Here is a 22,328-nt window from a genome sequence, read left to right as displayed (position 1 = left end):
TTTTCTGCAGGTTGGCGTAGAATCAAGACTTGAGCCCGATTTGCAGGATCTTCCTTTGAAAAACGCATTCGCCATTGTAACCCTGTCGGCCCTCGTGTCCGCTTGTGCAGTCATGCCGCAAGAGCCGGCTGCGCCGGAAGCGGCAGCCCCTGCACCTGCCACGCCGACGCCGGCCGCCGAAGCCATCGCCAAGGCCGCGCCGCCAGGCGAAAAGCTGCCCAACGTCGAGCTGACCAGCGATTTGTTTTACAAGCTGACCAAGGCCGAACTGGATTTCAAGCGCGGCCAGTGGCAAAGCGCCTATGTGACCATGATGGTGCTGGCGCAGCAGACGCGCGACCCGCGCCTGGCGCGCCGCGCGTCGGAAATGGCGCTGTCGGCCAAGCAGGGCAACGAAGCGCTGGCGGCAATCCGCCTGTGGCGCGAACTGGCGCCGGAATCCGACGAAGCCGCGCAATACTTCCTCGGCTTCGCCGTGCTGGGCGACGACCTGGCCGAAGCGGAAACCCTGTTCGCCCAGCGCCTGAAAGCCGCGCCGCCAACCGGCCGCCCGCTGCTGATGTTCCAGATGCAGCAATTCCTGCTGCGCGCCAAGGACAAGCCGGCCGCCTTCGCCCTGATGGAGCGCGTGCTCAAGCCTTACCTGAATACCCAGGAATCGCACCTGGTGCTGGCGCAGGGCGCCAATGCCGCCGGCAACGCCGAGCGCGCGCGCGCCGAAGCGAAGCGGGCGGTGGACATCAAGCCCGACTCGGAACTGGCCACGCTGACCATGGCGCAGATGCTGCAGGACCTGGATGGCGCGCAGGCGCTGTTCGCCGGCTTCCTGCAGAAGTATCCCGCCGCGCGCGAAGTGCGTTCAGCCTATGCCCGCCTGCTGGTGGAGCAGAAGCAGTACGACAAGGCGCGCGAACAGTTCCAGATCCTGCTGAAAGACCAGCCGGACAACCCGGGCACGCTGTACGCGCTGGGCATCATGTCGCTGCAAGGCCAGGACGTGAAATCCGCGGAAGACTACTTCAAGCGTTACATCGCCGTGCTGGAAAGCCAGCCCGATCCTGAACGCGACCCGAACAAGGCGCTGATGCTGCTGGCCCAGATCGCGGAAGAAAAGGGCGACCTCGATGGCGCCCTGGCCTGGCTGGACAAGATCGATTCCGAAGATGCCCGCGCCCTCATGTCGGCGCGCCTGAAGCGCGTCCACATCACGGCGCGCAAGGGCGACCTGGATGGCGCGCGCAAGCAGCTGAAGGAAATCACCCCGGCCGACACTGCCGAACAGGTTCAGATCGTGCAGACCGAAGGCCAGCTGCTGCGCGACGCCGGCCGCGCCATCGAAGCCTTCAAGACGCTGGAAGATGGCGTGCTGCGCTTCCCCAACAGCCCGGACCTGATGTACGACTACGCCCTGGCCGCCGAAAAGCTGGGCAAAGTGGAAGCGATGGAAACCGCGCTGCGCAAAGTCATGGAGGCGGTGCCGGACAACCACCACGCCTACAATGCGCTGGGCTACTCGCTGGCCGACCGCAATATCCGCCTGGACGAAGCCTTTGAGCTGATCGACAAGGCGATGAAGATGGCGCCCGGCGACCCTTACATCATGGACAGCATGGGCTGGGTCCTGTTCCGCATGGGTAAGCTGAAAGAGGCCGAGCAATCGCTGCGCCAGGCCTACTCCCTGCGCGGCGATGCGGAAATCGCCGTCCACCTGGGCGAAGTGCTGTGGATGCAGGGCGACAAGGCCGGCGCCACCAAACTGTGGCGCGAAGCACGCGCCAAGGATCCGAAAAACGATGCGCTGCGCTCCACGCTGACGCGTCTCAACGCTGGAATTTAATGAGCTTCAAAACCCTCGCCGCCATCGCCGGCGCGGCCGCCATCCTGTGCGGCTGCGCCAGCGCACCCACCGCGCCAACCGGCGCCGCTGCCACCGCCACCGTGGCGCCCTATGCCGAAGCGCTGTCCCTGACCGGGCGCCTGAACGCCCGCTACCTGAAAGATGGCAAGCAGGAATCGCTCACGGTTAATTTCACCTGGAAGCAGGATGCGCAGCGTACCGATGTGGCGCTATCCACGCAGTTCGGCAACACGGTTGCCACCATCGAAGTCACGCCGCAGGGCGCCACGCTGCGCGAAGGCGGCAGCAAGCCGCCTGTCACCGCAGCCAGCATCGATTCCCTGAGCGCGCGCGTGCTGGGCTGGACGCTGCCGGTTTCCGGCATGCGCGGCTGGCTGCAAGGCCACGCGACCGATGCGGCAGGCAAGCCCTGGTCGGCCAGCCCGGCCCACAGCGAAGTGACCACGCGCGAAGGCTGGCGCCTGAAATACACCGGCTGGCAGGAGGGCGGGGTGCAGCCGCGGCCCAAGCGCTTCGAGGCCGAGCATCCTGGCAGCGGCGACATCCAGGAAATGGCCCTGCGCATCGTCATCGACCCGGTGGAACAATGAAGAGTTTGTTGAATTGCCCGGCTCCGGCCAAGTTGAACCTGTTCCTGCACGTCAATGGCCGCCGCGACGACGGCTATCACTTGCTGCAATCGGTATTCCAGATCGTCGACCGCAACGACACCCTGCATTTCACCTTGCGTGAAGACACGGAACTGCACCGCACCAACGACATCCCCGGCGTGCCGCAAGAGCAGGACCTGGTCATCCGCGCCGCCCGCCTGCTGCAGGCGGAAGTGCTGCGCCGCACCGGCGCGCTGCCGCCCGGCGTCAATATCACGGTCGACAAGATCCTGCCGATGGGCGGCGGCCTGGGTGGCGGCTCTTCCGACGCCGCCACCACCTTCATGGCCCTAAACAAACTGTGGCATGCCGGCCTGACCAGGCAGGAGCTGATGGCCATGGCCCTGCCGCTGGGCGCCGACGTGCCCTTCTTTATCTTCGGCCAGACCGGCTTTGCTGAAGGGGTGGGCGAGGACTTGCAGCCGGTCGATGCGCCGGACTGTTGGTATGTGGTTATCGAGCCCGGCGTGCAGTGCCCGACGGCCCAGATTTTTACTTCCGAGCATTTGACAAGGGATACACCGCCCGTTAAGATGTCGGACTTTTCCAGCTACCACGCAAATCGTCATGATCTGCGGCAGTTTGGAAAGAACGATTTGCAACAAGTGGCGTGCCGGTTGTTCCCGCAAGTAGCAGAAGCGGTAGAATGGCTGGGCGTTTTCGGTGATGCCAGGATGACTGGCTCCGGAGCTTGTGTGTTCGTCGCCCTCCATAGCGAAGAACAGGCCGATGCGGTACTTGCGAAAGTGCCAGCCGCCTGGACCGGATGGAAAGCGAAGGCACTGAAACAGCATCCGCTCATCGCAAAGTTGTGAAGCGTAAAAAAGATTTGGTTTTTCGTGAAATAGGCTATATAATGTCGGCCTACTGACGGAAGACAGTCAGTTAAGAGTAGGGGAATCGCCAAGCTGGTTAAGGCACCGGATTTTGATTCCGGCATACCAAGGTTCGAATCCTTGTTCCCCTGCCACCGTTTTTCCCTGGTTCTGTCGAGGCATCAGTCTCCAGCCAGGGGTGAAAACAAAGCTCCTGCCCCGCGGGAGTGCCTCATAGAATTCAACACTACCTCTCGGGACTCCCAATGGCTTACGAAAACCTGATGGTTTTTACCGGCAACGCTAATCCTGCTCTGGCAGAAGGGGTCGCAAAAAATCTCGGCATCCCACTCGGCAAAGCTGTCGTATCGAAATTCTCCGACGGCGAAGTAATGGTCGAAATCAACGAAAACGTTCGTGGTAAAGACGTCTTCGTGCTGCAATCGACCTGCGCACCGACCAATGACAACCTGATGGAACTGATCCTGATGGTCGATGCCCTGAAACGTGCGTCCGCTGGCCGTATCACCGCTGCAATTCCTTACTTTGGCTATGCCCGCCAGGATCGCCGTCCGCGTTCCGCGCGTGTGGCAATTTCGGCCAAAGTCATCGCCAACATGCTGGAAGAAGCGGGCGTTGACCGTGTGATCATCATGGATCTGCACGCTGACCAGATCCAGGGTTTCTTCGATATCCCTGTAGACAATATTTACGCTTCGCCAATCCTGCTGGGCGACCTGCAGAAGAAGGCCGAAGAAAACCTGCTGGTGGTATCGCCGGACGTCGGCGGCGTGGTACGTGCCCGTGCACTGGCCAAGCGCCTGAACTGCGACCTGGCCATCATCGACAAGCGCCGTCCAAAAGCCAACGTCTCCGAAGTGATGAACATCATCGGTGAAGTGGAAGGCCGTAACTGCGTGATCATGGACGACATGGTCGACACCGCAGGCACCCTGGTGAAGGCTGCCGAAGTGCTGAAAGAGCGCGGCGCCAAGAAAGTGATCGCTTACTGCACGCACCCAGTGCTGTCCGGTCCGGCAATCGAACGCATCTCCGGCTCCTCGCTGGACGAGCTGGTGGTGACCGACACCATCCCGCTGTCCGAGGCAGCCAAGGCATGCGGCAAGATCCGCCAGGTCACCTGCGCACCGCTGCTGGCAGAGACCTTCAAGCGCATCATCAAGGGCGATTCGGTGATCTCCCTGTTCGTCGACTAAAGAATTTCCGGCCGTGGCGCGAGCTGCGGCCGTTTTCCGAAGTGCCCTGGTCGCGGGGCATTTCATTTACCGACAAGGCGCGAGCCTTGTTTTTATTTTTGGAGTATTCCATGAAAGTTGTAGCATTCAAACGTGATCTGCAAGGTACGGGTGCGAGCCGCCGCCTGCGTAATTCCGGCCAGACCCCTGGCATCATCTACGGTGGCACCGAAGCCCCTGTGACCATCGCCCTGGACCACAACGCACTGTTCCACGCGCTGAAGAAAGAAGCTTTCCACTCGTCCATCCTGGACATGGAAATCGACGGCTCGGTACAGAAAGTGCTGCTGCGTGACTTCCAGATGCACGCGTTCAAGCAACTGGTTCTGCACGCTGACTTCCAGCGCGTTGACGCCAACAAGCCACTGCACGTGAAAGTTGCCCTGCACTTCGAAAACGCTGAAGTGTCCCCAGCTGTGAAACTGCACTCCGCAACCATCAGCCACGTAGCCAACGAGATCGAAATCTCCTGCCTGCCAGCTGACCTGCCAGAGTTCATCGCTGTTGACCTGTCCAAGATGGACGTAGGCCAGTCCGTGCACGCTTCCGACCTGAAGCTGCCAAAAGGCGTGACCATCGTGACCCACGGTTCCGACGCTACCATCGCTACCGCTTCGGTACCAGCTGGTGCTGTGTCCGCAGAAGCCAAAGCAGAGTAATCTGTTTTCGCAGCGATAAGAAACCCCGCCTCGGCGGGGTTTTTTGTTTTCAGGCGCCGCCGGCGGTCGGGCGCGGCTGCGGGGCGGCTGGCGGGACGGCAATCGCTTCGCGCAGCCGCATGAACTTGAAGCCGGCCAGGCCGTTGTTGGGGCGCGCCTGGGTGCGGGCGATGAAGGTTTCCAGCGGCTCTTCGCGTACGGCCGGTTCGGACGAGTGCAGGAAGCGCCGTCCGCCCTGGGCGTCCAGCACCACCAGGCCGACGTGGGTCACCATGTGCTGGCCCTTGCGCACCGAGACCACTTCCACCATATCGCCTTCGCCCAGCGTGGCGAACTCCTGCTGCGCGCGTTCGACCGGCAGGTAGGCTTGCACCGTGTCCTGCACGGGGATGTCGCGCTGCACGCGGTGCTGGGTCTTCAGGAATTGGGCGCGGTCGATGCGCATGGCGTAGCTGGGCGCGCCGGGCTGGGCGCTGGCGTCGGCTAACAGCCATTGGTTGTTGATGTTCCAGTCCACTTCCATGTAGTGGTTGCGGCTGGCGACGCCGATCACGCCGTCCTTGTAGCGGATGCGCTGCAGGGTCCAGAAGAATTCTTCCCAGGAGGCGCTGAGCGCCATCGCGTACGTGTGCTCGGCGAACACCAGGCAGTCGCTGGCGGTCAGGCTGTACATCGGCAGGGTGTCGTGCAGTTCGTAGGGGAACTCGCCCAGCAGGTTCAGCTTGTAGGGCTGGCCGATATTGCGGCGGGCGATGGTGGCGATCCGTTTGCGCAGGTCGGGCTCGCTGCGCCGCACGTCGGCGATGAAGGCGCCGGCTTCTTGCGGCGTCATCTGGTAGATCTGTTTCGGTTCGGCGCTCGCAGTCAGGGCTGCGGCGGCAATCAGCAGGCTTGCCAGCATCAGCCAACCTCTTTCAGCATGGTTTCGACGGAGGCCAGGCGGCCTTTCATATCAGACAATGTGGCATGCATTGCGGCCAAAGTGGCGGCGTTTTCGGCCAGCGCCGCGGCGGACTTGCTGGCCAGCTCGCGGTAGGCCTCGACGCTGGCGGCTTCCGCGCGCGCCTTGTGGGCGTTGGACCAGTACTTCATGCCGAAAACGGCCAGTACGGTCAGCAGCGGCAGACTCAGCGTCAGCAGGTAGATGTGCTCGGACATACGCTCATTCCTTCTCAAGTTTGATGTGTTTGGCGGCTTCTACGATCGCGGAGGGATCGAGTTGCAGGCAGAAGTCGGCCACTTCGAAGTAGTTCAGCGCCTTGCCGTCGCTGGACAGCTCGTGCTGGCTGCGCACCAGGCCGGCCGCCTCCAGCTTGGCAAGGTGCAGGTGCAGGAGAGGACGGCTGATCCCCACGTCGCGCGCCAGCTGGCTGACGTAGTTACGGCCGTCCTTCCGCAGGGAAGCGAGGATGCGCAGGCGGTGCGGGTTGGCCAGCGCTTCCAGCACTTGAAGCAGGTTTTGCATCCGGCTTACTTCAGCAGCATGCGGCAATTCGCGCTGACCGATTCCGTCGCCATGGCGCCTTTCTCGCCGCGCGCGGCTTGCATGCATTGGGCGAAGGCTTCTTCCTTGGTCTTGGGGCGGTCGCACTGCTCCAGCAGCAGGGTGTTTTGGGCGATCAGGGCCTTGTTTTGCTGGATCAGCTGGTCGATGCGTTCCTTATCCGCCATTGGGGCGTCGGCGGCGATGGCAGGGGCGGCGAGGCTTGCTGCGAGCAGCAGGGTGGTCAGGTATTTCATGGCACGTTCCTTTCTGTTTTAAATTAAAGACACGTGTAATAAATATCTGACAGGTGGCGCCCTGCGTCAAGTAAAAAATTCATATAGCATTTCTTTTTTTTGAAACCGCCGGAGAGATCTGCCATGCTGGAACTGCGCCCAAGCTGTGAACATTGCAACAAAGCCCTGCCACCGGAATCGCTGGAAGCGCGCATTTGCACCTACGAATGCACCTTCTGTGCTGACTGTGTCGATATGCTGTCCAACACCTGCCCGAACTGTGGTGGCGGCTTCATGCCACGTCCTGTCCGCCCGGCGCACAACTGGAAAAACAATAACTACCTCGGCGCCAATCCGGCCAGCACGATCGTCAAGTATCGCCCTGTGAACCTGGAAGAGCACGCCAAGCTGGTGGCGGCGCAGGCAGGCAAGGCGCCGCACGAGCGTTGATTCCCTGGCCGCCGAGGTCTATGCTGGTTGAACGACTCACCACGGGGAGGGCTGTCAAATGAAAGCGCAACTTGCAGGTGTGATGTTCTTGGCCGCCGTGTGCGCGGCCCCGGCTTGGGCGGCCGATTCGAAGGCGGATTTGACGGCGATCCAGGCCGTTGACAATGGCTGGCTGAAAGCGTTCTCGGCGGCCGACGGCGAAGGCCTTGGCAGGCTGTATGACGAGAACGCGGTACTGCTGCCGCCCAACGCTCCCGCCGTCATGGGCCGCGCCGCGATCCGCGACTTCCTGCTGAAGGAGGCGCAAGGCGCCGCCAAAGCCGGCATGGTGTTCAGCTTCGGCGACAAGCGCGAAGGCGGCTCCAGCGGCAACCTGGGCTGGTCCTCAGGCACCTATACGGTGAAGGATAAGGACGGCAAGGTCGTCGAAACCGGCAAATTCCTCTCCGTGAACAAGAAGGTCAACGGCAAGTGGATGTACCTGCGCGACACCTGGAACGCTGACACCGCACCGCCCAAATAGTTCCGCTGCATCCTGTGCGCCACCTCAAAGTGCGCTGCGTGAAAATGGGGGAGCATGGTGGTCTACCTGCCAAAGGAGGCCGCCATGGAACAGCTGACCCCGGATGAACGGATTGCCGCACAGGAGAAAGCTTTGGATGCAGTGAATTGCGAACTGGCGCTGCTTAGGCAGCATATGGATGCCCGCTTTGTGGGGGTCGACGCTCAGTTCGTCGCGATGCGAGAGTCCACCGACGCCCAGTTCGTCGCGATGCGAGAGTCCACGGACGCCCAGTTCGCCGCCATGCGCCAGTATGTGGATAGCGGCCTGGTGCAGTTGAAGCTCGAAATGCAGCTTTATGTGCAACAAGAAATTACCAAGGCAGTTGCGCAACTCACCGAAAAGATCGATGCCGTAAAGGCGCAAGCCGACCGCAACTATCACTGGTGCATTGGCCTGCAGTTCACGACGCTGGTAGCTGTGCTCGCCGTGCTGGGACGCGGTCTGATCTGATTGCGCGGGTATAATCTGCGGTTTTGCACTCGCAACCGCAAGACCATGCCCATCCGCCTGATCGTCGGCCTCGGCAACCCCGGCCCCGACTACGAACAAACCCGCCACAACGCCGGCTTCTGGCTGGTGGATAACCTCGCGAACTCGCTGCCGAACGCGCGCCTGCAGCGCGAGTCGGGCTTCAATGCGCTGGTGGCGAAAACCATCATCGGCGGCAACCAGCTTTGGCTGCTCGAACCGCAAACCTATATGAACCGTTCCGGCCAGTCGGTCGGCGCCATCGCGCGCTTCTACAAGATCCAGCCGGACGAAGTGCTGGTGGTGCACGATGAACTGGACCTGCCGCCCGGTGCGGCCAAGCTGAAAAAAGGCGGCTCCTCCGGCGGCCATAACGGCTTGAAGGACATCACTTCCGCCCTCGGCACCCAGGACTACTGGCGCCTGCGCATCGGCATCGGCCACCCGCGCACCCTGAACCTGAACCAGCCGGTGGCCGACTTCGTGCTGCATCGTCCGCGCCGCGAAGAGCAGCTGCTGATCGACGAGGCGATCGAGAAAGCGCTGCGCATCATCCCCACCGCCGTCGCTGGCGACTTCACGAAGGCGACGATGGAGCTGCACACTCCTTGAGTGCAGCGCGCGCCCGGCGGTAGTCGCTGGGCGAACAGCCGTTCATCGCGCGGAAGGCGTGGCCGAAATTGGCCACGTCGGTATAGCCCAGGCGATAGGCGATCTGCGACACCGGCAGGCTGTCATCGCCAAGCAGGGCTTGCGCGCGGCGGTTGCGGATTTCCAGCGCCAGGACGCGGAAGGTCGTACCTTCCTTGCGCAGGTAGCGGTCCAGCGTGCGTCCCGCAATATTCAACAGGCCTGCCAGCTCATCCAGTTTGGGCTGGCAATCGACGGCCGCATTCAGCATCATCGCCACCCAATCCTTCCAGCTGCTTTGCTGCTTCACATGCTGCATCAGCTGGCGGCAGTGATGCTCCGCCGTGGCGCGTGCGCGCTCGTTGGCCAGCGGCAGGCGCAAATCCAGTTCGCTGGCCGCCAGCACAATGCGCACGCCGGGCAAAGCGGAAGCCTGGAATTGCACCGGCACCCCGCCCAGCTCGCGATAGCGCGCGGCATGGCGCGGCTGCGGCATCGAAAGAAAGATGCGGCCTCGGGCCAGGGGCCGCTGCAGCAGGCTGCATAGATGGCGATAGGTCGCCACGGCGATGGCTTCCTCGTGGAAGTAGAGCGTCTCCGGCATCATCGGCTGCACGGGCGTGAACAGCAGTTCCGCCTCTTCGCCAAGGCGCTGGTATTGCAAGCGGAAGCTGGGCGTGATCAGGCGGTAGTAGCGCTGCGTGAGCCGGAGGCAAACATCGAGCGTGGTGCTGCTTAGCAGGGCGTAGCCGAGCAGGTCGTGGGAACTCAGGTTCAATTGCATGCCCAGTTCGAAACCCAGCTCGCTGTGCGCGCCCGAGAGCACCAGGCGGTGCAGCATGGCGTCGAACTGGCGCTGGCTTACCATGGCATCGGGGGCCTCCAGCTGGGCGCGCGTCAAACCGCCCACAGCGGGCAGTGCGGAGCAATCGGTAGCGCGCGCTTCGGCCAACTGCATGGCCCATACCAGGTAGCGCGCCGGCACGGTGGGCAGGGCGGATTTCCTCATGCGGACCATACTCGCACCGGGCCGCGCAGGCTGTCCAGAAAAAGCAGGGAAATGTCGGAAAACCACCAGCCGCCGGGCGCGGGACTGCGCACAATGGATGCTCCAAGGAGGGGGACCATGGCTTTTTATTCGAACAAGATTGCTGTTATTACAGGCGCCGGCTCGGGCATCGGGCGCTGCCTGGCGGTGCAGCTGGCGCAGGGCGGTGCGCGCCTGGCGCTGTCGGACGTGAACGAGGCGGGACTGCGCGAGACGGCCGCCCTGTGCGACGGCGCCGAGGTGCGCTGCTACAGGCTGGATGTGTCGCAGCGCGAGCAGATGTTCGACCACGCGGCCCAGGTGCAGCAGGATTTCGGCACGGCGCACTTCATCTTCAACAATGCCGGCATTACGGTGGCGGCCACCTTCCACAATTCGACGCCCGAGGAGATTGAGCGCGTCATCGGCATCGACCTGTATGGCGTGATCTGGGGCAGCAAGGCCTTCCTGCCGATGATGCTGGCCCAGCGCGAGGGCCATATCGTGAACATTTCCAGCATCTTCGGCTTTGTCGGCTTCCCGGCGCAGGCGGCCTATAACGCAGCGAAATTCGGCGTGCGCGGGCTGAACGAATGCCTGTGGCGCGAGCTGAAAGGCACGGGCGTCAAGGCCGTATCGGTGCACCCGGGCGGTATCAAGACCAATATCGGGCATGGTCCGGTACTGGGGCGCAATGCGGGCGAGGTGGAGCGGCGCATGTTGTCCGGGCTTGACCAACTGCTGGTGACGCCGCCGGAAGACTGCGCGCGCGCCATCCTGGATGGCGTGGAGCGCGGGCGCCAGCGTATCGTCACCGGGCATCTGGCACGCCTTGCCTCCTGGCTGCCGCGCCTGTTCCCGCGCCAGTATGTGAACCTGATGGAAAAGATGGGGATGTGAGATGAAACGAATGACCTGTATCTTGACTACTCTGGCCGCGATGGTCATGACCGCGGCCGCCGCCGGCACCACCCCGGCCGCACCTGCGCCGGAGGAGCTGCGCGAGATCGCCGTCGAAGCCTACGTCTATGCCTATCCGCTGGTGCTGATGGACGTCACGCGCCGTGTCACCACCAATGTCGCGGCGCCGCAGGCCGGAGCCCGCCTGGGTGCGCCGGTCAACCAGTTCGTGCACATGGCGGCCTTCCCGGATGCCAACTTCACTGCCGTAGTGCGGCCGAATGCCGATACGCTGTATTCCTCGCTGTGGTTCGATGTCGCCAAGGAGCCGCTGGTGATCAGCGTGCCCGACTCGGGTGGCCGCTACTACCTGCTGCCGGCGCTGGACATGTGGACCGATGTCTTCATGTCGCCCGGCAGCCGCACCACTGGGAACCACGCGCAGACTGTGGCCATCGTCGGCCCGTCCTGGCAGGGCAAGCTGCCGGCCGGCGTAACCGCCTACCGTGCGCCCACCGCCAGCGGCTGGATGATCGGGCGCACGCAGACCAATGGCAGCGCCGATTACGCCGCCGTGCAGCGATTCCAGGTCGGCATCAAGGCGGTGCCGCTCAGCGCCTGGGGCAAGCCGGGCTACAAGCTGCCGCCTGGCCGCGTCGATCCGGAGCAGGATATGTCGGCCCCGGTGGAGCAGGTGGCGCGCATGGACGCGGGCACCTTCTTCAAGCGCTTTGCGGCGCTTATGGCACAGAACGCGCCGCACCAGCATGACGCGCCGATGCTGGACCGGCTGGCGCGCGCCGGCCTGGCGCCCGGCAAAGCATTCGAGCTGGCGGCGCAGCCCGATGCTGTGCGCGGTGCGTTCGAAGCCGCGCCCGGATTGGCGCTGAAGAAAATTGCTGCCGCCGCACGCACGGCCGGCATCCCCGCCAATGGCTGGCGCGTTCCGCTCACGCCGATTGGCACTTACGGCACCGATTACCTGCGGCGCGCTGTCATTGCACAATTCGGCCTGGGCGCCAACGTGGTGGAGGATTCGATCTACCCGGCCGCTTTCACTGACGCCGACGGCAAGCCTTTCGACAGCAGCGCACGCTACGTGATCCATTTCGACCAGGAACAGCTGCCGCCGGTGCGCGCCTTCTGGTCGCTGGCCATGTATAACGAGCGCCAGTTCTTCGCCGCCAACCCGATTGGCCGCTATTCGATTGGTGACCGCGACACCTTGAGCTACAACGCCGACGGCTCGCTCGATCTGTACCTGCAGCGCGAAGCGCCAGCGGCGGAGCTGCAATCGAACTGGCTGCCGGCGCCGGCCAGCGGCGCCTTCTCGCTCAACCTGCGCCTATACTGGCCCAAGCCGGCAGCGCTGGAAGGACAGTGGAAGCCACCGCAAGTGCGGCGGCAACCGTAATCAGGCGCTGAGACGGCGCTGGAAGGCGAGGAAGTCGCGCGCGGTACGGCGCGGCGCCTCCAGCATCGGCAAGTGTCCGATACCTTCCATCATGAGCACTTCGCTGCGTGGCATCAGTCCCTGCATGGCGGCGGCGCCCTGCGGGCTCAGGATGCGGTCTTCCGTACCCCACACGATCAGCGCGGGAATTTCAATCGGCCCGGCCAGGCGCGGCGATCCCACCAGTTCCTTCATGATCTGCACATGCAGCGGGTAATCCGCCACCGCACGTCGCGCCAGCTGGTGCTTGACGCAGTAGGGGAAGAAGGGCCGCTTCGACATGCAGTGATCGAGCAAGCGCTCCATGTCTTTGGGCTCGCGCACCAGCAGCGGCATCTGGCCGCTGGCCTGGTAGTCGCGGAACACCGGCAGGTCCAGCGCGGCATCGGTCCCGGCTGGGTCGAGCAGCCAGAGCGAAGCTACTTGCTGCGGATGGCGCGCCGCATATTCGCTGGCGATGAAGCCGCCCATCGAGTTGCCGCCCAGGTGGCAGCGCTGCACGCCAAGCTCCGCCAGGAAGCTGCGCAGGTTCTCCACCTGCGTGGCCATATCGTGCTTTGCATCGGTATCGCGCCGTGCCTCGCCAAAGCCCGGCAGGTCGGGGATGATGACGCGGTAGTGCGGCGTCAGCCAGGCGGCAATGCGTGTGAAGTTGTCCTTGTCGCCGCCGAAGCCGTGCACCAGTACCAGCACTTCTTCACCGCTGCCGCCTTCCAGGTAGGGCAGGGATGCGTGCTTGCGCACCAGGCGTGAACGCTTGCGTTCAAGGGCCATGCCAATGTGGGCGGCACGCGCCGGCATCAGCCGGTTGAACATTACGAAAGCCAGCACGGTGCCGGCGGTCATCAGGATCATTTGTTGTCCTTCCAAAGAGTCAGCATGCCCAGATACAGGCCGTGTGCGTTGCGCAGTACTTGCTCGCGCGGCAGCTGGTAGCCGCCGTGCACCCAGACTTTGGCCAGCTGGTAGATCGCGCCCATCATGCCGATGGCCAGCAGTTCGCCATCCAGCTTTCCGCCCGGTTTGGCCGGCAGTCCGGCGCCCATTTCGTGCAGGATCAGGTCCGACGATTCGCGCAGCACCTGGCGCACCACGGCATTGGTGGCTTCGCTGACGCCTTCCAGTTCAAATAGCAGCAAACGCGCCACGGCCGGACGATCTTCCAGCTGGCGCAGGTATTCCGCCACGCCGGCCAGGCTGCGCGCCGCCGGATTTTGCTCGGCGCTGGCGATGGCGGCGCGCACGGCCGCCAGCACCTCGCTGCGCGCGTGCAGGTAGGCCGCCTGCAGCAGGTCCTCCTTGACTCCGAAGGATTCGTAGAACGAGCGCTCGGTCAGCCCTGCATTGACGCACAGCGCCTTGATGCTGGTGTTGGCGAAACCCTGCCCGCCAAACAGTTCGATGGCCGATTCGACCAGCTTGTCGCGGCGCTGCGCGATGCGGTCTTCCTTGTTGATGCCCCGGTAGGGGCGGTCCTTTAAATCTGACATGACGACATGTTGACAATGGCTAATGTCAGAAATATAGTCGAAAACAGGCGTCACTGCCACAAAAATCATCAGGAGACGGACATGGGCATCAAGGTCGACCACGACGTGGTCATCATAGGGAGCGGCTTTGGCGGGATTTGCAGCGCCATCAAGCTGAAGGAAGCGGGCATCGACAATTTCGTCATGCTGGAGAAGGACCCGGTGTTCGGCGGAACGTGGCGCGTCAACAACTATCCCGGCGCCGCCTGCGATATTCCGAGCCACCTGTATTCCTTCTCCTTTGCCCAGAATGCGAGCTGGAGCCGGCTGTTCCCGCGCCAGGACGAACTGCTGGAGTACACCAAGCGCGTGGTGGAGCAGCACGGCCTGCTGCCGCACCTGCGTTTGGGGAGCGCGCTGCAGGCGGCGCACTACGACGAGGCGGGCGGCTTCTGGCGCATCCGCACCAGCCAGGGCGAGATGACGACGCGCACCGTGATTTCCGCCATGGGTTTCCTGGGCCGCCCCAGCACGCCGAAATTTCCCGGTCTCGAGAATTTCCAGGGCAAGGCTTTCCATTCCGCCACCTGGGACCACAGCGTGGACTTGCGCGGCAAGCGCGTGGCGGTGATCGGCACCGGCGCCAGCGCCGTGCAGTTCATCCCCGAGATCCAGCCGCTGGCCGCGCAACTGGACAGCTACCAGCGCACCGCGCACTGGGTGCTGCCGCGTCCCGACCGCGCCGTGAGCCGCATCGAGAAATGGCTGCTGGATAGGGTGAAGCCTCTACAGCTGCTGTACCGCGCCATGCATTACGTGCGCTACGAGTCGCGCGTGGTCATGTTCGTTTTCGCGCCGGCGCTGACCCGCTTTGCGCAGCGGGAGTCGCTGCGCCACCTGAAGCGCCAGGTGCCCGACCCTGCGCTGCGCGAGAAGCTCACGCCGCGCTACACGATCGGCTGCAAGCGGGTCCTGTTGACCAGCAACTACTATCCCGCGCTGATGCAGCCGAATGTCTCGGTGCAGACCGACGGCATCCGCGAAGTGCGCGCGCACAGCATCGTCAACGGCAAGGGCGAGGAACGTCCTGTGGATGTGATCATCTACGCCACCGGCTTCGATACCGAGCATGCTTTTGGCCCGATCGACATCCGCGGCCGTGGCGGCAAGAACTTCCTCAAGGTGTTCGAGGACGGCGCCGGCGCCTACAAGGGCAGCACGGTGGCGGGCTTCCCCAATTTCTTCATGATCACCGGCCCCAACACCGGCCTGGGACACAACTCCATGGTGTACATGATCGAATCCGGCACGCGCTATGTGGTGGATGCGATCTCCCGGCTGCTGAAGGAGGACCTGCATTCGGTCGAAGTGAAGGAGCAGGTGCAGCGCGACTACAACCACGGCTTGCAGGGCAAGCTGAAGGGAACGGTGTGGAGTTCCGGCTGCAAGAGCTGGTACCTCGATTCGCGCGGGCGCAACCTGCTGCTGTGGCCCGGCTTTACCTTCCACTACCGCAGCATCACCAAACGCTTCGACATCCAGAACTACATCGTGCAGGGGAACCGCTAATGCAGGAATTTGACTACGTGATCGTCGGCGGCGGTTCCGCCGGCAGCGTGCTGGCGGGACGCTTGTCGGAAGATGCCGCTGTCAGCGTGTGCCTGCTCGAATCGGGCGGCAAGGGCGACAGCTGGGTGGTCAAGGCGCCGATCGGCTGTGTGGCGATGATGCCGACCACGATCAACAACTATGCGTTCGAGACAGCGCCGCAGCCGGGGTTGAATGGCCGGCGCGGCTACCAGCCGCGCGGCCGTGCGCTGGGCGGTTCGTCCGCCATCAACGCCATGGTCTACATCCGTGGCCACCAGGTCGACTACGACCACTGGGAGGCGCTGGGCAACCGGGGCTGGAGCTACGCGGATATGCTGCCCTACTTCAAACGCTCGGAGCACAACAGCACGCATGGCGGCCATTACCACGGCAAGGGCGGCCCGCTGCACGTGGGCGAGCTGCAGACCGACAATCCCTTCCATCACCTGTACCTGAAGGCAGCGCGCCAGGCCGGCTATCCGATCAACGATGACTTCAACGGCGCGGTGCAGGAAGGCATCGGCATCTACCAGGTGACGCAAAAGGACGGCGAGCGCTGGAGCGCCGCGCGCGGCTTCCTGCACCCGCACATGGGCGTGCGCAGCAACCTGACGGTGGAAACCGGCGCCAGCGTGCAGCGCGTGCTGTTCGAGGGGCGCCGCGCCATTGGCGTGGAGGCGGTGCAGGGCGGCGGCCTGCGCACCATCCGTGCCCGCCGCGAGGTGATTGTCAGCGCCGGCGCCTTCGGCTCGCCGCAGCTGCTGATGCTGTCCGGCGTCGGTCCCGGCGCGCACTTGCAGCAGCAGGGCGTGCGCGTGCTGCACGACTTACCCGGCGTGGGGCAGAACCTGCAGGACCATCCGGACTTTGTGTTCGCCTATTACGCCAAGAGCCTGGACCTGCTCGGCTTCTCGCCCAGCGGCCTGCTGCGCGGCGGCGGCAACCTGCTGCGGTACGCGCGCAGCCGGCGCGGCATGTTCGGCACCAATTTCGCCGAGGGCGGCGGTTTCCTGCGCACCGATGAAGCGCTGGCGGCGCCGGACATCCAGCTGCATTTCGTGGTCGCCATCGTCGACGACCACGCACGCAAGCTGCATGCGCGCCACGGCTACTCCTGCCACGTCTGCCTGCTGCGTCCCGCCAGCCGGGGTTCGGTCACGCTGCGCAGCCTGGACGCGGCCGATGCGCCGCTGATCGACCCGAATTTCTTCGGCGCGCAGGAAGACGTGGAGGCCATGGTCAAAGGCTTCCGCATGACGCGCAAGCTGATGGATGCGCCGGCGCTGGCCGCTGTGCGCCACCGTGAGCTGTACACGCAAGGGGTGGAGACGGACGAGCAGATTCGCGCTATCCTGCGGCAACGCACCGACACCGTCTATCATCCGGTCGGCACCTGCAAGATGGGCAGCGACGGCATGGCCGTGGTGGACGACAAGCTGCGGGTGCATGGGCTGCAAGGCTTGCGGGTGGTGGACGCGTCGATCATGCCGACGCTGGTGGGCGGCAACACCAATGCACCCACGATTGCCATTGCGGAGAAGGCGGTGGACCTGATACGGGAGGCTTGATGGATGATTGGATGATTTACGGCGCCACCGGCTATACGGGCGAAAAGATCGCCCGCAAGGCGGTGGCGCTGGGCATGCGTCCGGTGCTGGCTGGGCGTGGCGAGAATGTGCGCCGCCTGGCGGCGGAACTCGGTCTGCCGGTACGTACCTTTGCCCTGGGCGATGCGGCGGGGACGCGGCAGGCGCTGCAAGGCCTGCGGCTGGTGCTGAACTGCGCCGGCCCGTTCTCGGCCACGGCCGCGCCGATGGTGGAGGCCTGCATGCAGGCAGGCGCGCACTACCTCGACATCACGGGCGAAATCAATGTCTTCGAAATGGTCTTCAGCCGCGACGCAGCCGCGCGCGCACGCGGTGTGCTGCTATGCCCCGGCGTGGGATTCGACGTGGTGCCGACCGATTGCATCGCCGCCGCGCTGAAAGCCGCGCTGCCCGACGCCAGCGAGCTGGCGCTGGGCTTCGACACCGACTCGCCGCTCAGCCCCGGCACTGCCAAGACTTTGCTGGAAGGCGCGCCGCTAGGCGGCAAGGTGCGGCGCAATGGCAGCATCATCGACGTCCCCCTCGGCTATCACCAACGCCGCATCGACTTCGGGCGCGGCGAGCGCCACGCTGTCACCATTCCTTGGGGCGATGTGTCGACCGCTTTCCGCACGACCGGCATTCCCAATATAGCCTGCTATCTGCCAATGCTGCCGCTGCTGGGGCGCTTGACGCGCTGGAGCAACTGGTCGCGCGGCGCGCTGGGTTGGGGCTGGGTGCGGCGCTGGCTGACCGGCGTGATCGAACGCAAGGTGCATGGGCCGGACGCGCAGCAGATCGCAACGCTGGGCACCCACGTCTGGGGCGAGGCGCGCAATGCGCGCGGCGAGGTGCGCACGGCGCGGGTGCGCGTCGCCAATGGTTACGGGCTGACAGTGGATGCGGCGCTGGAAATTACGCGCCATGTGCTGGCGCGCAAGGATGGCCTGCCAGGCGGCTTTACCACGCCAGCGCTGCTGTGCGGCGCCGGCCTGGTCGAACGCCTGCCAGGCTCCGGCGCCATCCTGATTACTTAGGGCGCAGCAGGCGCCACACCATTCCCGCCACGACGGCCACGCCGAGCACCAGCACGCCCCACAGAATAATCAGGCGCTGCTGCGCCGTGCTGTTGGCGGCGACTGCCTGGCGCGCCAAGCTGGCCAGCGCTTCCGCCTGTTCGCGCGGGGCGCCGGCCGAAGCCCGCTCCAGCGCGCGCAGCTCGGACGGCGTGAAGCCCGGCGCCACTTCGGCGATATCGCGCGCGGCCGGCGGCGCCTTGTCGCGGCCCACGGCCAGCGTATAGGGCGGCGTGCCGCCCGCGACAAACACCAGGGTGGCCGGTTCCCAGACCATGCGCATGGCGGGCCTGACGGCCGGCGGCTGGTCGAAGCGCAGCACCCATTGCTGGCCCAACCAGCCCGGCACCGCGACATCGCCGGACTGGCGCGGCTTGCCGTTCTGCTCCAGCCGGAAGAATGTGGTGCGCAGCGCCGGTTCGAAGCGCGCTTGCGCTGAACGGCGCTGTTCGCGGTAGCTGCCTAGGGTGGCCGGCAGGACCACGTTGCCGCTGTCGACCTGCAACCCGATGCGCAGGGGCGTGACGCCAATCGGCTTGGTGTACAGCAGGTCGCGCGCGTCCTTGCCCGGCTGCGGCTGCAGCAGGATGGATTCGGTCGCGCGCTCCGCCAGGCCGCGCACCGGCGACTGGGCGGAGATGGCGCCGAACTGCAGCGGCTCGCCGCTGCGCCAGCTCAGGCGCGCATAGCGCATCGGGCGCGCCGGGAAATCCAGCTTGTCGTTGGCCAGCGTTTCCTCGCTGGCGTTGGACAGCCAGCTCAGTTCCGCCACGCCGACGGTTTCCCACCGTTTCAGGTCGTCGCTGGCTTCCAGCAGGACCTGGCCGTTGTAGGTGCTGCGCTGGGCGGGCAAGCTGAAGTGCAGGGCGTCGACCAGGGGCGGCTCGGCCGCGTCGTCCTGCCGCAAGTCCAGCACCAGGGCGGCCAGGCGTTCCCGTCCTGCCGCCGCTGCGGTCGCTGCGGCAGACGCCGCCGGCAGCCGTACCGACAGTACGCGGCCGTCCGTCGCCGTGCTGACCTCGAGCCCGGCCAGCGGCGCATCGGCGCGTTCGGCCATCAAAGGGAATACGCGCACCGGCAGCGCGCGGTGCGCCGTGCTGGCGACGCTTTCCGGCGGGCGCAGTGCGAAAGGCTGCGGCGCGCCGCTGGCGTCGAATATGCGGATGTCATGCAGGCCGGCGGTGCGCGCGTTCAGGTAGGCCGCGCGCGGCAGCTGCAGCTGCACCACGCTTGGCTTGCCTGCCACAGCCAGCGGTATGACATGGGTGTAGTCGTACGGGACATCGGCGATCATGCTGCCTCCTGGCGGGTCTCGCCGTCGCGCGCGGACGGGTAAGGGGCGATATAGCCGATACCGACCATCAGCGCGCCGACGCCGAGGAAGGAGACAATGCGTTCCACGCCGCCGACATTGGACAGGTCGACCAGGAACAGCTTGGCCACCACCACGCCCAGCAGCACTGCGCCGACGATCCACAGCGGCCGCTCCTGGCGGCGCGCCGCATGGCGCATCAGCAGCAGCGCGGTGATGCTCCACACCAGCGACAGCATGGCCTGCACGAACTGCGATTCAAACATGGCGTCGAACTGGTAGGGCACGCCGAGGTAATGCGACACGGTGCGCAGCAGCGCCAGGTTGAACCAGGCATAGGCGGCCAGCGCGCCGATGGCGAGCAGCTGCGGGCGGTAGCGCGCCAGCCGTTCCTGGCACAGGCGGTAGCCGGCCGCGCACAGCAGCAGCGCGAAGATGCTGGTCAGGTCGAGCGGGTTGGCCAGCGGGACGTAGGGCAGCGGCGCCATGGCGCCATCCTGCGACAGGTTCCATACCGCCACCAGCACCAGCGACCAGGCGCAGCCCAGCGGCAGCAGCAGGTCGCGGTACCAGGCGGCGACCGGCTTGACCGGCCAGCCGTCGGCGCGCACGCGGCGCATCACCCAGGCCAGCCCGCCCATCATCAGCCAGGCCGGCAGGAAGTTGGCCCAGGCCGGATCGGCGCCGCTGCCTTGCAGCGCGCGCGTGATCCACCAGGCGCCCACCGGCCAGATCATCAGCCATGGCCCGGTGCTGCGCAGCGTATGCAGCAGCAGCAGCGCGGCTTCGCGCAAGGCCATGCTGCGCATCAGCCATTCGCTGAGCAGCCAGAGCGCGGCGAAGGCGGTCCATTCTTCAGCCACCGGCATGGTGCCCCGTGCGTACAGCACGCCGAGCATGCTGACGGTCGATGCGGCAAACAGCAGCCACGCGGGGACTGCCGCTGCGCGCAGGGCCGGCCACGCCAGGCGCTGCGACAGCTTGAGGAACAGCGGCGTGGTGGCGGCGACCATCAGCGCGTAGGCGCTGGGGCGCAATGGGCTTAGCGCTTCAAAGCCGCCGCTGGTGGCGATCTCGTAGTGCGCCAGCAGCCAGTTCGCCAGCGTGGGTGCGACCACCAGCAGCCACCACATGCCGGCATAGCCGAGCACCGCGCGCGGCAGCACGGTAGGCGCCTCGGCGCCGTGGCGGTGCAAGGCCCAGGCGCTGAACATGGCGCCGGCCAGCAGCATCGCGCTGCCCAGGAACGGCGTGGCGAACAAATCCGGCGAGACTGGCGCGACTTGCCAGTTCAGGGCCAGCAGGAAGGCCAGCACCAGGCCGGCCAGCAATTGCGCTGCCAGCGCCAGGCCGCGCGCCATCGGCCAAGCCAGGCGGCGTGCAATCAGCGCCATGACCACGGCCACACCCAGCGCGCTGGCGGCCAGCAGGTCGGCCTGCAGCTTGCCGCTGGTGCGCAGCACGATCTCGGTCCAGGCGCCGCCCATCAGCCAGAACGCGGCGCCGGCCAGGAACAGGGCGCCCAGCACTTGCAGGGATTTGCCTTCTTCGGCGGCATGGCTGCGGAAGCGCATCGCCATCAGGCAGGCACTGATGGCCAGCAGCAGGAAGCCAAGCCACAGGTTGGAGTCGAGCGCGGCTTGTTCGGTCAGGCCGAACATGGAGCCGATAAAGCTGAACCATGCGCCCAGCTGCACCAGCAGGCCGAAGGCCCAGGCCAGCGGCTGGCGCTGGCGCAAGCCGATCCAGACGATGCCGGCGCCTTCCAGCGCCCAGGCGGCGGAAGTCCAGCGGCCATCCAGCGCCATTGGGATCGCGATGGTGCCGAATACCACGGCCAGCGCGGTGAAGGTTTCCACCAGCAGGCCGTAGGTGCCGCGGCGGCGCGCCATGACGGTGGCCAGCACGCCGTAGAACAGGCCAAGCACCAGGGCAGAGTAGGCCATGCCGAATTCGTATTCCTTCACCAGCCCGAATTGCAGGCTGGCGGCCAGCATCGGTGTGCCGAACACCAGGGTGCCGTCCACATAGCTTTTCAGCTTGGGTGCTTCGAGATGGGCGTAGGCGAGGGCAATGCCGACGTAGTACAGGAAGAACAGGGCCAGGAAGGTTTGCGCCGAGGCGTAGTTTTGCGGCTCGTAGCGCAGCACGCCCCAGGCAGTGCCGATGGCGAAAGTGAAGGCGAAGCCGAGCAGGTTCAGGGCGCGCCAGGAGCGCTTGATGGCAATCGCGAGGATGCCGGCGTTGAGCAGGGCGTAATAGCTGAACAGGGCGATGTGGTTGCCCTGGCCGGTGGAGGCCAGGATCGGCGCGGCGAAGCCGCCAACGATGCCGAAGATGGCCAGCCATTGGGCGTTCTGCAGCACGGCCAGCAGGCAGGTGCCGAGCGTGAGCAGGAACAGCAGGCCGAAGGCCATGCCGCCGGGGATCAGGTGGTAGAGGCGGAAGGCGCCAAAAGTCACCAGCATCAGCACGGCCATGCAGGTGCCCTGCAGCGGCAGGCTGACGCCCTTATTGCTGTCGCGGATGCGCCAGGCCCAGGCCAGCGCGGCCAGGTCGACCAGCACGATGCCAGCCAGGCGCAGTTCGATCGGGACGGTGACGCGGGCGGCGGCGTATTTCAACAGGAAGCTGACGCCGATGAACAGGATCAGCAGGCCAATCTTGGCCACCAGGTTGCCCTCGAACAGCCAGTTGCGGGCGGCGGTGAACCAGGCAGGCGGTTCGGCCGGCTCGTCGGCCGGCTGCGGCGGCCGTGGCGGCGACGCTGGTTCCGGCATCGGCTCGGGCCAGGCGGAACTGGGGGGCAGGGGGCGCTCGGCAGGCTGTTCCGCTGCTGCGGCCA

23 protein-coding genes and 1 tRNA gene are annotated in these 22,328 nt (G+C 65.1%); 15 read left to right on the top strand and 9 right to left on the bottom strand.

Annotated features, from left to right (window positions below; all coding sequences use genetic code 11):
- The first annotated feature begins 55 nt into the window (after window positions 1–55).
- The 6 genes from AAHE99_RS17280 to AAHE99_RS17255 all read left to right on the top strand — a co-directional run bounded on the left by AAHE99_RS17280 (window position 56) and on the right by AAHE99_RS17255 (window position 5,238).
- Window positions 56–1,837, top strand: coding sequence for a tetratricopeptide repeat protein (locus AAHE99_RS17280; protein WP_342118597.1), 1,782 nt, complete (start codon window positions 56–58; stop codon window positions 1,835–1,837).
- On the top strand, window positions 1,837–2,448 hold the full coding sequence (locus AAHE99_RS17275) for an outer membrane lipoprotein LolB (protein ID WP_342118595.1): 612 nt from the start codon (window positions 1,837–1,839) through the stop codon (window positions 2,446–2,448). Before AAHE99_RS17280 ends, AAHE99_RS17275 begins: the two co-directional genes overlap by 1 nt.
- Entirely contained in the window at window positions 2,445–3,323 is an 879-nt protein-coding gene (ispE, locus tag AAHE99_RS17270) for a 4-(cytidine 5'-diphospho)-2-C-methyl-D-erythritol kinase (protein WP_342118594.1), read from the top strand. Before AAHE99_RS17275 ends, ispE begins: the two co-directional genes overlap by 4 nt.
- Before the next feature lie 78 nt (window positions 3,324–3,401).
- Window positions 3,402–3,478 (top strand) — tRNA-Gln (locus AAHE99_RS17265).
- A gap of 111 nt (window positions 3,479–3,589) precedes the next feature.
- Complete coding sequence (locus AAHE99_RS17260) at window positions 3,590–4,540, top strand: ribose-phosphate pyrophosphokinase (protein ID WP_342118593.1); 951 nt, start codon at window positions 3,590–3,592, stop codon at window positions 4,538–4,540.
- 110 nt (window positions 4,541–4,650) lie between these two features.
- Entirely contained in the window at window positions 4,651–5,238 is a 588-nt protein-coding gene (locus AAHE99_RS17255; RefSeq protein ID WP_342118592.1) for a 50S ribosomal protein L25/general stress protein Ctc, read from the top strand.
- Window positions 5,239–5,287: 49 nt separating this feature from the next.
- Here the strand turns inward: AAHE99_RS17255 and AAHE99_RS17250 are convergent, their stop codons facing one another.
- The 4 genes from AAHE99_RS17250 to AAHE99_RS17235 are packed head-to-tail and all read right to left on the bottom strand — an operon-like array spanning window position 5,288 to window position 6,978.
- Complete coding sequence (locus AAHE99_RS17250; protein ID WP_342118591.1) at window positions 5,288–6,139, bottom strand: N-acetylmuramoyl-L-alanine amidase-like domain-containing protein; 852 nt, start codon at window positions 6,137–6,139, stop codon at window positions 5,288–5,290.
- On the bottom strand, window positions 6,139–6,396 hold the full coding sequence (locus AAHE99_RS17245; protein WP_342118590.1) for a hypothetical protein: 258 nt from the start codon (window positions 6,394–6,396) through the stop codon (window positions 6,139–6,141). Before AAHE99_RS17245 ends, AAHE99_RS17250 begins: the two co-directional genes overlap by 1 nt.
- 4 nt (window positions 6,397–6,400) lie before the next feature.
- A complete protein-coding gene (locus AAHE99_RS17240; RefSeq protein WP_342118589.1) occupies window positions 6,401–6,703 on the bottom strand; it encodes an ArsR/SmtB family transcription factor in 303 nt (100 codons plus the stop codon).
- A gap of 5 nt (window positions 6,704–6,708) precedes the next feature.
- On the bottom strand, window positions 6,709–6,978 hold the full coding sequence (locus tag AAHE99_RS17235) for a hypothetical protein (RefSeq protein WP_342118588.1): 270 nt from the start codon (window positions 6,976–6,978) through the stop codon (window positions 6,709–6,711).
- A gap of 123 nt (window positions 6,979–7,101) precedes the next feature.
- On the opposite strand from AAHE99_RS17235, the gene AAHE99_RS17230 reads away from it, so the two are divergent.
- The 4 genes from AAHE99_RS17230 (at window position 7,102) to pth (ending at window position 9,052) form a co-directional block, all read left to right on the top strand.
- Window positions 7,102–7,407, top strand: a complete 306-nt coding sequence (locus tag AAHE99_RS17230; protein ID WP_342118587.1) for a DUF1272 domain-containing protein — start codon at window positions 7,102–7,104, stop codon at window positions 7,405–7,407.
- Window positions 7,408–7,465: 58 nt separating this feature from the next.
- Entirely contained in the window at window positions 7,466–7,930 is a 465-nt protein-coding gene (locus AAHE99_RS17225) for a YybH family protein (RefSeq protein WP_342118585.1), read from the top strand.
- Between the two features lie 84 nt (window positions 7,931–8,014).
- Window positions 8,015–8,422 (top strand): hypothetical protein, encoded by a 408-nt coding sequence (locus AAHE99_RS17220; protein WP_342118584.1) that lies wholly within the window; start codon window positions 8,015–8,017, stop codon window positions 8,420–8,422.
- Window positions 8,423–8,467: 45 nt separating this feature from the next.
- The gene (gene pth, locus AAHE99_RS17215) at window positions 8,468–9,052 is read left to right on the top strand and encodes an aminoacyl-tRNA hydrolase (RefSeq protein WP_342118583.1); all 585 of its coding nucleotides are present in this window, start codon (window positions 8,468–8,470) and stop codon (window positions 9,050–9,052) included.
- On the opposite strand, the gene AAHE99_RS17210 is transcribed toward pth, so the two are convergent.
- On the bottom strand, window positions 9,018–10,079 hold the full coding sequence (locus AAHE99_RS17210) for an AraC family transcriptional regulator (RefSeq protein ID WP_342118582.1): 1,062 nt from the start codon (window positions 10,077–10,079) through the stop codon (window positions 9,018–9,020). The two genes, pth and AAHE99_RS17210, sit on opposite strands and share 35 nt — an antisense overlap.
- Before the next feature lie 117 nt (window positions 10,080–10,196).
- Here AAHE99_RS17210 and AAHE99_RS17205 point away from each other — a divergent pair, with 117 nt between their 5' ends.
- On the top strand, window positions 10,197–10,997 hold the full coding sequence (locus AAHE99_RS17205) for an SDR family NAD(P)-dependent oxidoreductase (protein WP_342118581.1): 801 nt from the start codon (window positions 10,197–10,199) through the stop codon (window positions 10,995–10,997).
- Window positions 10,998–11,019: 22 nt separating this feature from the next.
- Complete coding sequence (locus tag AAHE99_RS17200; protein WP_342118580.1) at window positions 11,020–12,411, top strand: DUF1254 domain-containing protein; 1,392 nt, start codon at window positions 11,020–11,022, stop codon at window positions 12,409–12,411.
- Here AAHE99_RS17200 and AAHE99_RS17195 read toward each other — a convergent pair whose 3' ends face one another.
- Both AAHE99_RS17195 and AAHE99_RS17190 read right to left on the bottom strand, forming a co-directional pair.
- Window positions 12,412–13,305 carry an alpha/beta fold hydrolase gene (locus tag AAHE99_RS17195; protein WP_342118579.1) on the bottom strand — a complete coding sequence of 298 codons (894 nt, stop codon included), beginning with the start codon at window positions 13,303–13,305 and terminating at the stop codon, window positions 12,412–12,414. It abuts the gene before it with no gap.
- Entirely contained in the window at window positions 13,302–13,940 is a 639-nt protein-coding gene (locus tag AAHE99_RS17190) for a TetR/AcrR family transcriptional regulator (RefSeq protein WP_342118578.1), read from the bottom strand. The genes AAHE99_RS17195 and AAHE99_RS17190 overlap by 4 nt, the downstream gene beginning before the upstream one ends.
- 81 nt (window positions 13,941–14,021) lie before the next feature.
- On the opposite strand from AAHE99_RS17190, the gene AAHE99_RS17185 reads away from it, so the two are divergent.
- From AAHE99_RS17185 to AAHE99_RS17175, 3 genes are read left to right on the top strand one after another with little or no spacing between them, the layout of a single operon-like run.
- The gene (locus AAHE99_RS17185) at window positions 14,022–15,488 is read left to right on the top strand and encodes a flavin-containing monooxygenase (protein WP_342118577.1); all 1,467 of its coding nucleotides are present in this window, start codon (window positions 14,022–14,024) and stop codon (window positions 15,486–15,488) included.
- A complete protein-coding gene (locus tag AAHE99_RS17180; RefSeq protein ID WP_342118576.1) occupies window positions 15,488–17,077 on the top strand; it encodes a GMC family oxidoreductase in 1,590 nt (529 codons plus the stop codon). The genes AAHE99_RS17185 and AAHE99_RS17180 overlap by 1 nt, the downstream gene beginning before the upstream one ends.
- The gene (locus AAHE99_RS17175) at window positions 17,077–18,132 is read left to right on the top strand and encodes a saccharopine dehydrogenase family protein (RefSeq protein ID WP_342118575.1); all 1,056 of its coding nucleotides are present in this window, start codon (window positions 17,077–17,079) and stop codon (window positions 18,130–18,132) included. The genes AAHE99_RS17180 and AAHE99_RS17175 overlap by 1 nt, the downstream gene beginning before the upstream one ends.
- Here the strand turns inward: AAHE99_RS17175 and AAHE99_RS17170 are convergent.
- Both AAHE99_RS17170 and AAHE99_RS17165 read right to left on the bottom strand, forming a co-directional pair.
- The gene (locus AAHE99_RS17170; protein ID WP_342118574.1) at window positions 18,125–19,465 is read right to left on the bottom strand and encodes a DUF3999 family protein; all 1,341 of its coding nucleotides are present in this window, start codon (window positions 19,463–19,465) and stop codon (window positions 18,125–18,127) included. The two genes, AAHE99_RS17175 and AAHE99_RS17170, sit on opposite strands and share 8 nt — an antisense overlap.
- Window positions 19,462–22,328: DUF2339 domain-containing protein (locus tag AAHE99_RS17165; protein ID WP_342118573.1), on the bottom strand; the 2,867-nt coding region annotated here is incomplete at its 5' end. The genes AAHE99_RS17170 and AAHE99_RS17165, both read right to left, overlap by 4 nt.

Origin of the sequence: Pseudoduganella sp. OTU4001 (assembly GCF_038440195.1) — a bacterium.
Lineage (GTDB): Bacteria > Pseudomonadota > Gammaproteobacteria > Burkholderiales > Burkholderiaceae_D > Rugamonas.
The sequence above is the reverse complement of the archived record's forward strand: the minus strand, read 5'-3'. Positions and strand labels throughout refer to the sequence as shown.

Coding starts and splice junctions, on each gene's coding strand:
- AAHE99_RS17275 (WP_342118595.1), top strand. CDS start 1,837: ATGAGCTTCAAAACCCTCGCCGCCATCGCCGGCGCGGCCGCCATCCTG.
- ispE (WP_342118594.1), top strand. CDS start 2,445: ATGAAGAGTTTGTTGAATTGCCCGGCTCCGGCCAAGTTGAACCTGTTC.
- AAHE99_RS17260 (WP_342118593.1), top strand. CDS start 3,590: ATGGCTTACGAAAACCTGATGGTTTTTACCGGCAACGCTAATCCTGCT.
- AAHE99_RS17255 (WP_342118592.1), top strand. CDS start 4,651: ATGAAAGTTGTAGCATTCAAACGTGATCTGCAAGGTACGGGTGCGAGC.
- AAHE99_RS17250 (WP_342118591.1), bottom strand. CDS start 6,139: ATGCTGGCAAGCCTGCTGATTGCCGCCGCAGCCCTGACTGCGAGCGCC.
- AAHE99_RS17245 (WP_342118590.1), bottom strand. CDS start 6,396: ATGTCCGAGCACATCTACCTGCTGACGCTGAGTCTGCCGCTGCTGACC.
- AAHE99_RS17240 (WP_342118589.1), bottom strand. CDS start 6,703: ATGCAAAACCTGCTTCAAGTGCTGGAAGCGCTGGCCAACCCGCACCGC.
- AAHE99_RS17235 (WP_342118588.1), bottom strand. CDS start 6,978: ATGAAATACCTGACCACCCTGCTGCTCGCAGCAAGCCTCGCCGCCCCT.
- AAHE99_RS17230 (WP_342118587.1), top strand. CDS start 7,102: ATGCTGGAACTGCGCCCAAGCTGTGAACATTGCAACAAAGCCCTGCCA.
- AAHE99_RS17225 (WP_342118585.1), top strand. CDS start 7,466: ATGAAAGCGCAACTTGCAGGTGTGATGTTCTTGGCCGCCGTGTGCGCG.
- AAHE99_RS17220 (WP_342118584.1), top strand. CDS start 8,015: ATGGAACAGCTGACCCCGGATGAACGGATTGCCGCACAGGAGAAAGCT.
- pth (WP_342118583.1), top strand. CDS start 8,468: ATGCCCATCCGCCTGATCGTCGGCCTCGGCAACCCCGGCCCCGACTAC.
- AAHE99_RS17210 (WP_342118582.1), bottom strand. CDS start 10,079: ATGAGGAAATCCGCCCTGCCCACCGTGCCGGCGCGCTACCTGGTATGG.
- AAHE99_RS17205 (WP_342118581.1), top strand. CDS start 10,197: ATGGCTTTTTATTCGAACAAGATTGCTGTTATTACAGGCGCCGGCTCG.
- AAHE99_RS17195 (WP_342118579.1), bottom strand. CDS start 13,305: ATGATCCTGATGACCGCCGGCACCGTGCTGGCTTTCGTAATGTTCAAC.
- AAHE99_RS17190 (WP_342118578.1), bottom strand. CDS start 13,940: ATGTCAGATTTAAAGGACCGCCCCTACCGGGGCATCAACAAGGAAGAC.
- AAHE99_RS17185 (WP_342118577.1), top strand. CDS start 14,022: ATGGGCATCAAGGTCGACCACGACGTGGTCATCATAGGGAGCGGCTTT.
- AAHE99_RS17180 (WP_342118576.1), top strand. CDS start 15,488: ATGCAGGAATTTGACTACGTGATCGTCGGCGGCGGTTCCGCCGGCAGC.
- AAHE99_RS17175 (WP_342118575.1), top strand. CDS start 17,077: ATGGATGATTGGATGATTTACGGCGCCACCGGCTATACGGGCGAAAAG.
- AAHE99_RS17170 (WP_342118574.1), bottom strand. CDS start 19,465: ATGATCGCCGATGTCCCGTACGACTACACCCATGTCATACCGCTGGCT.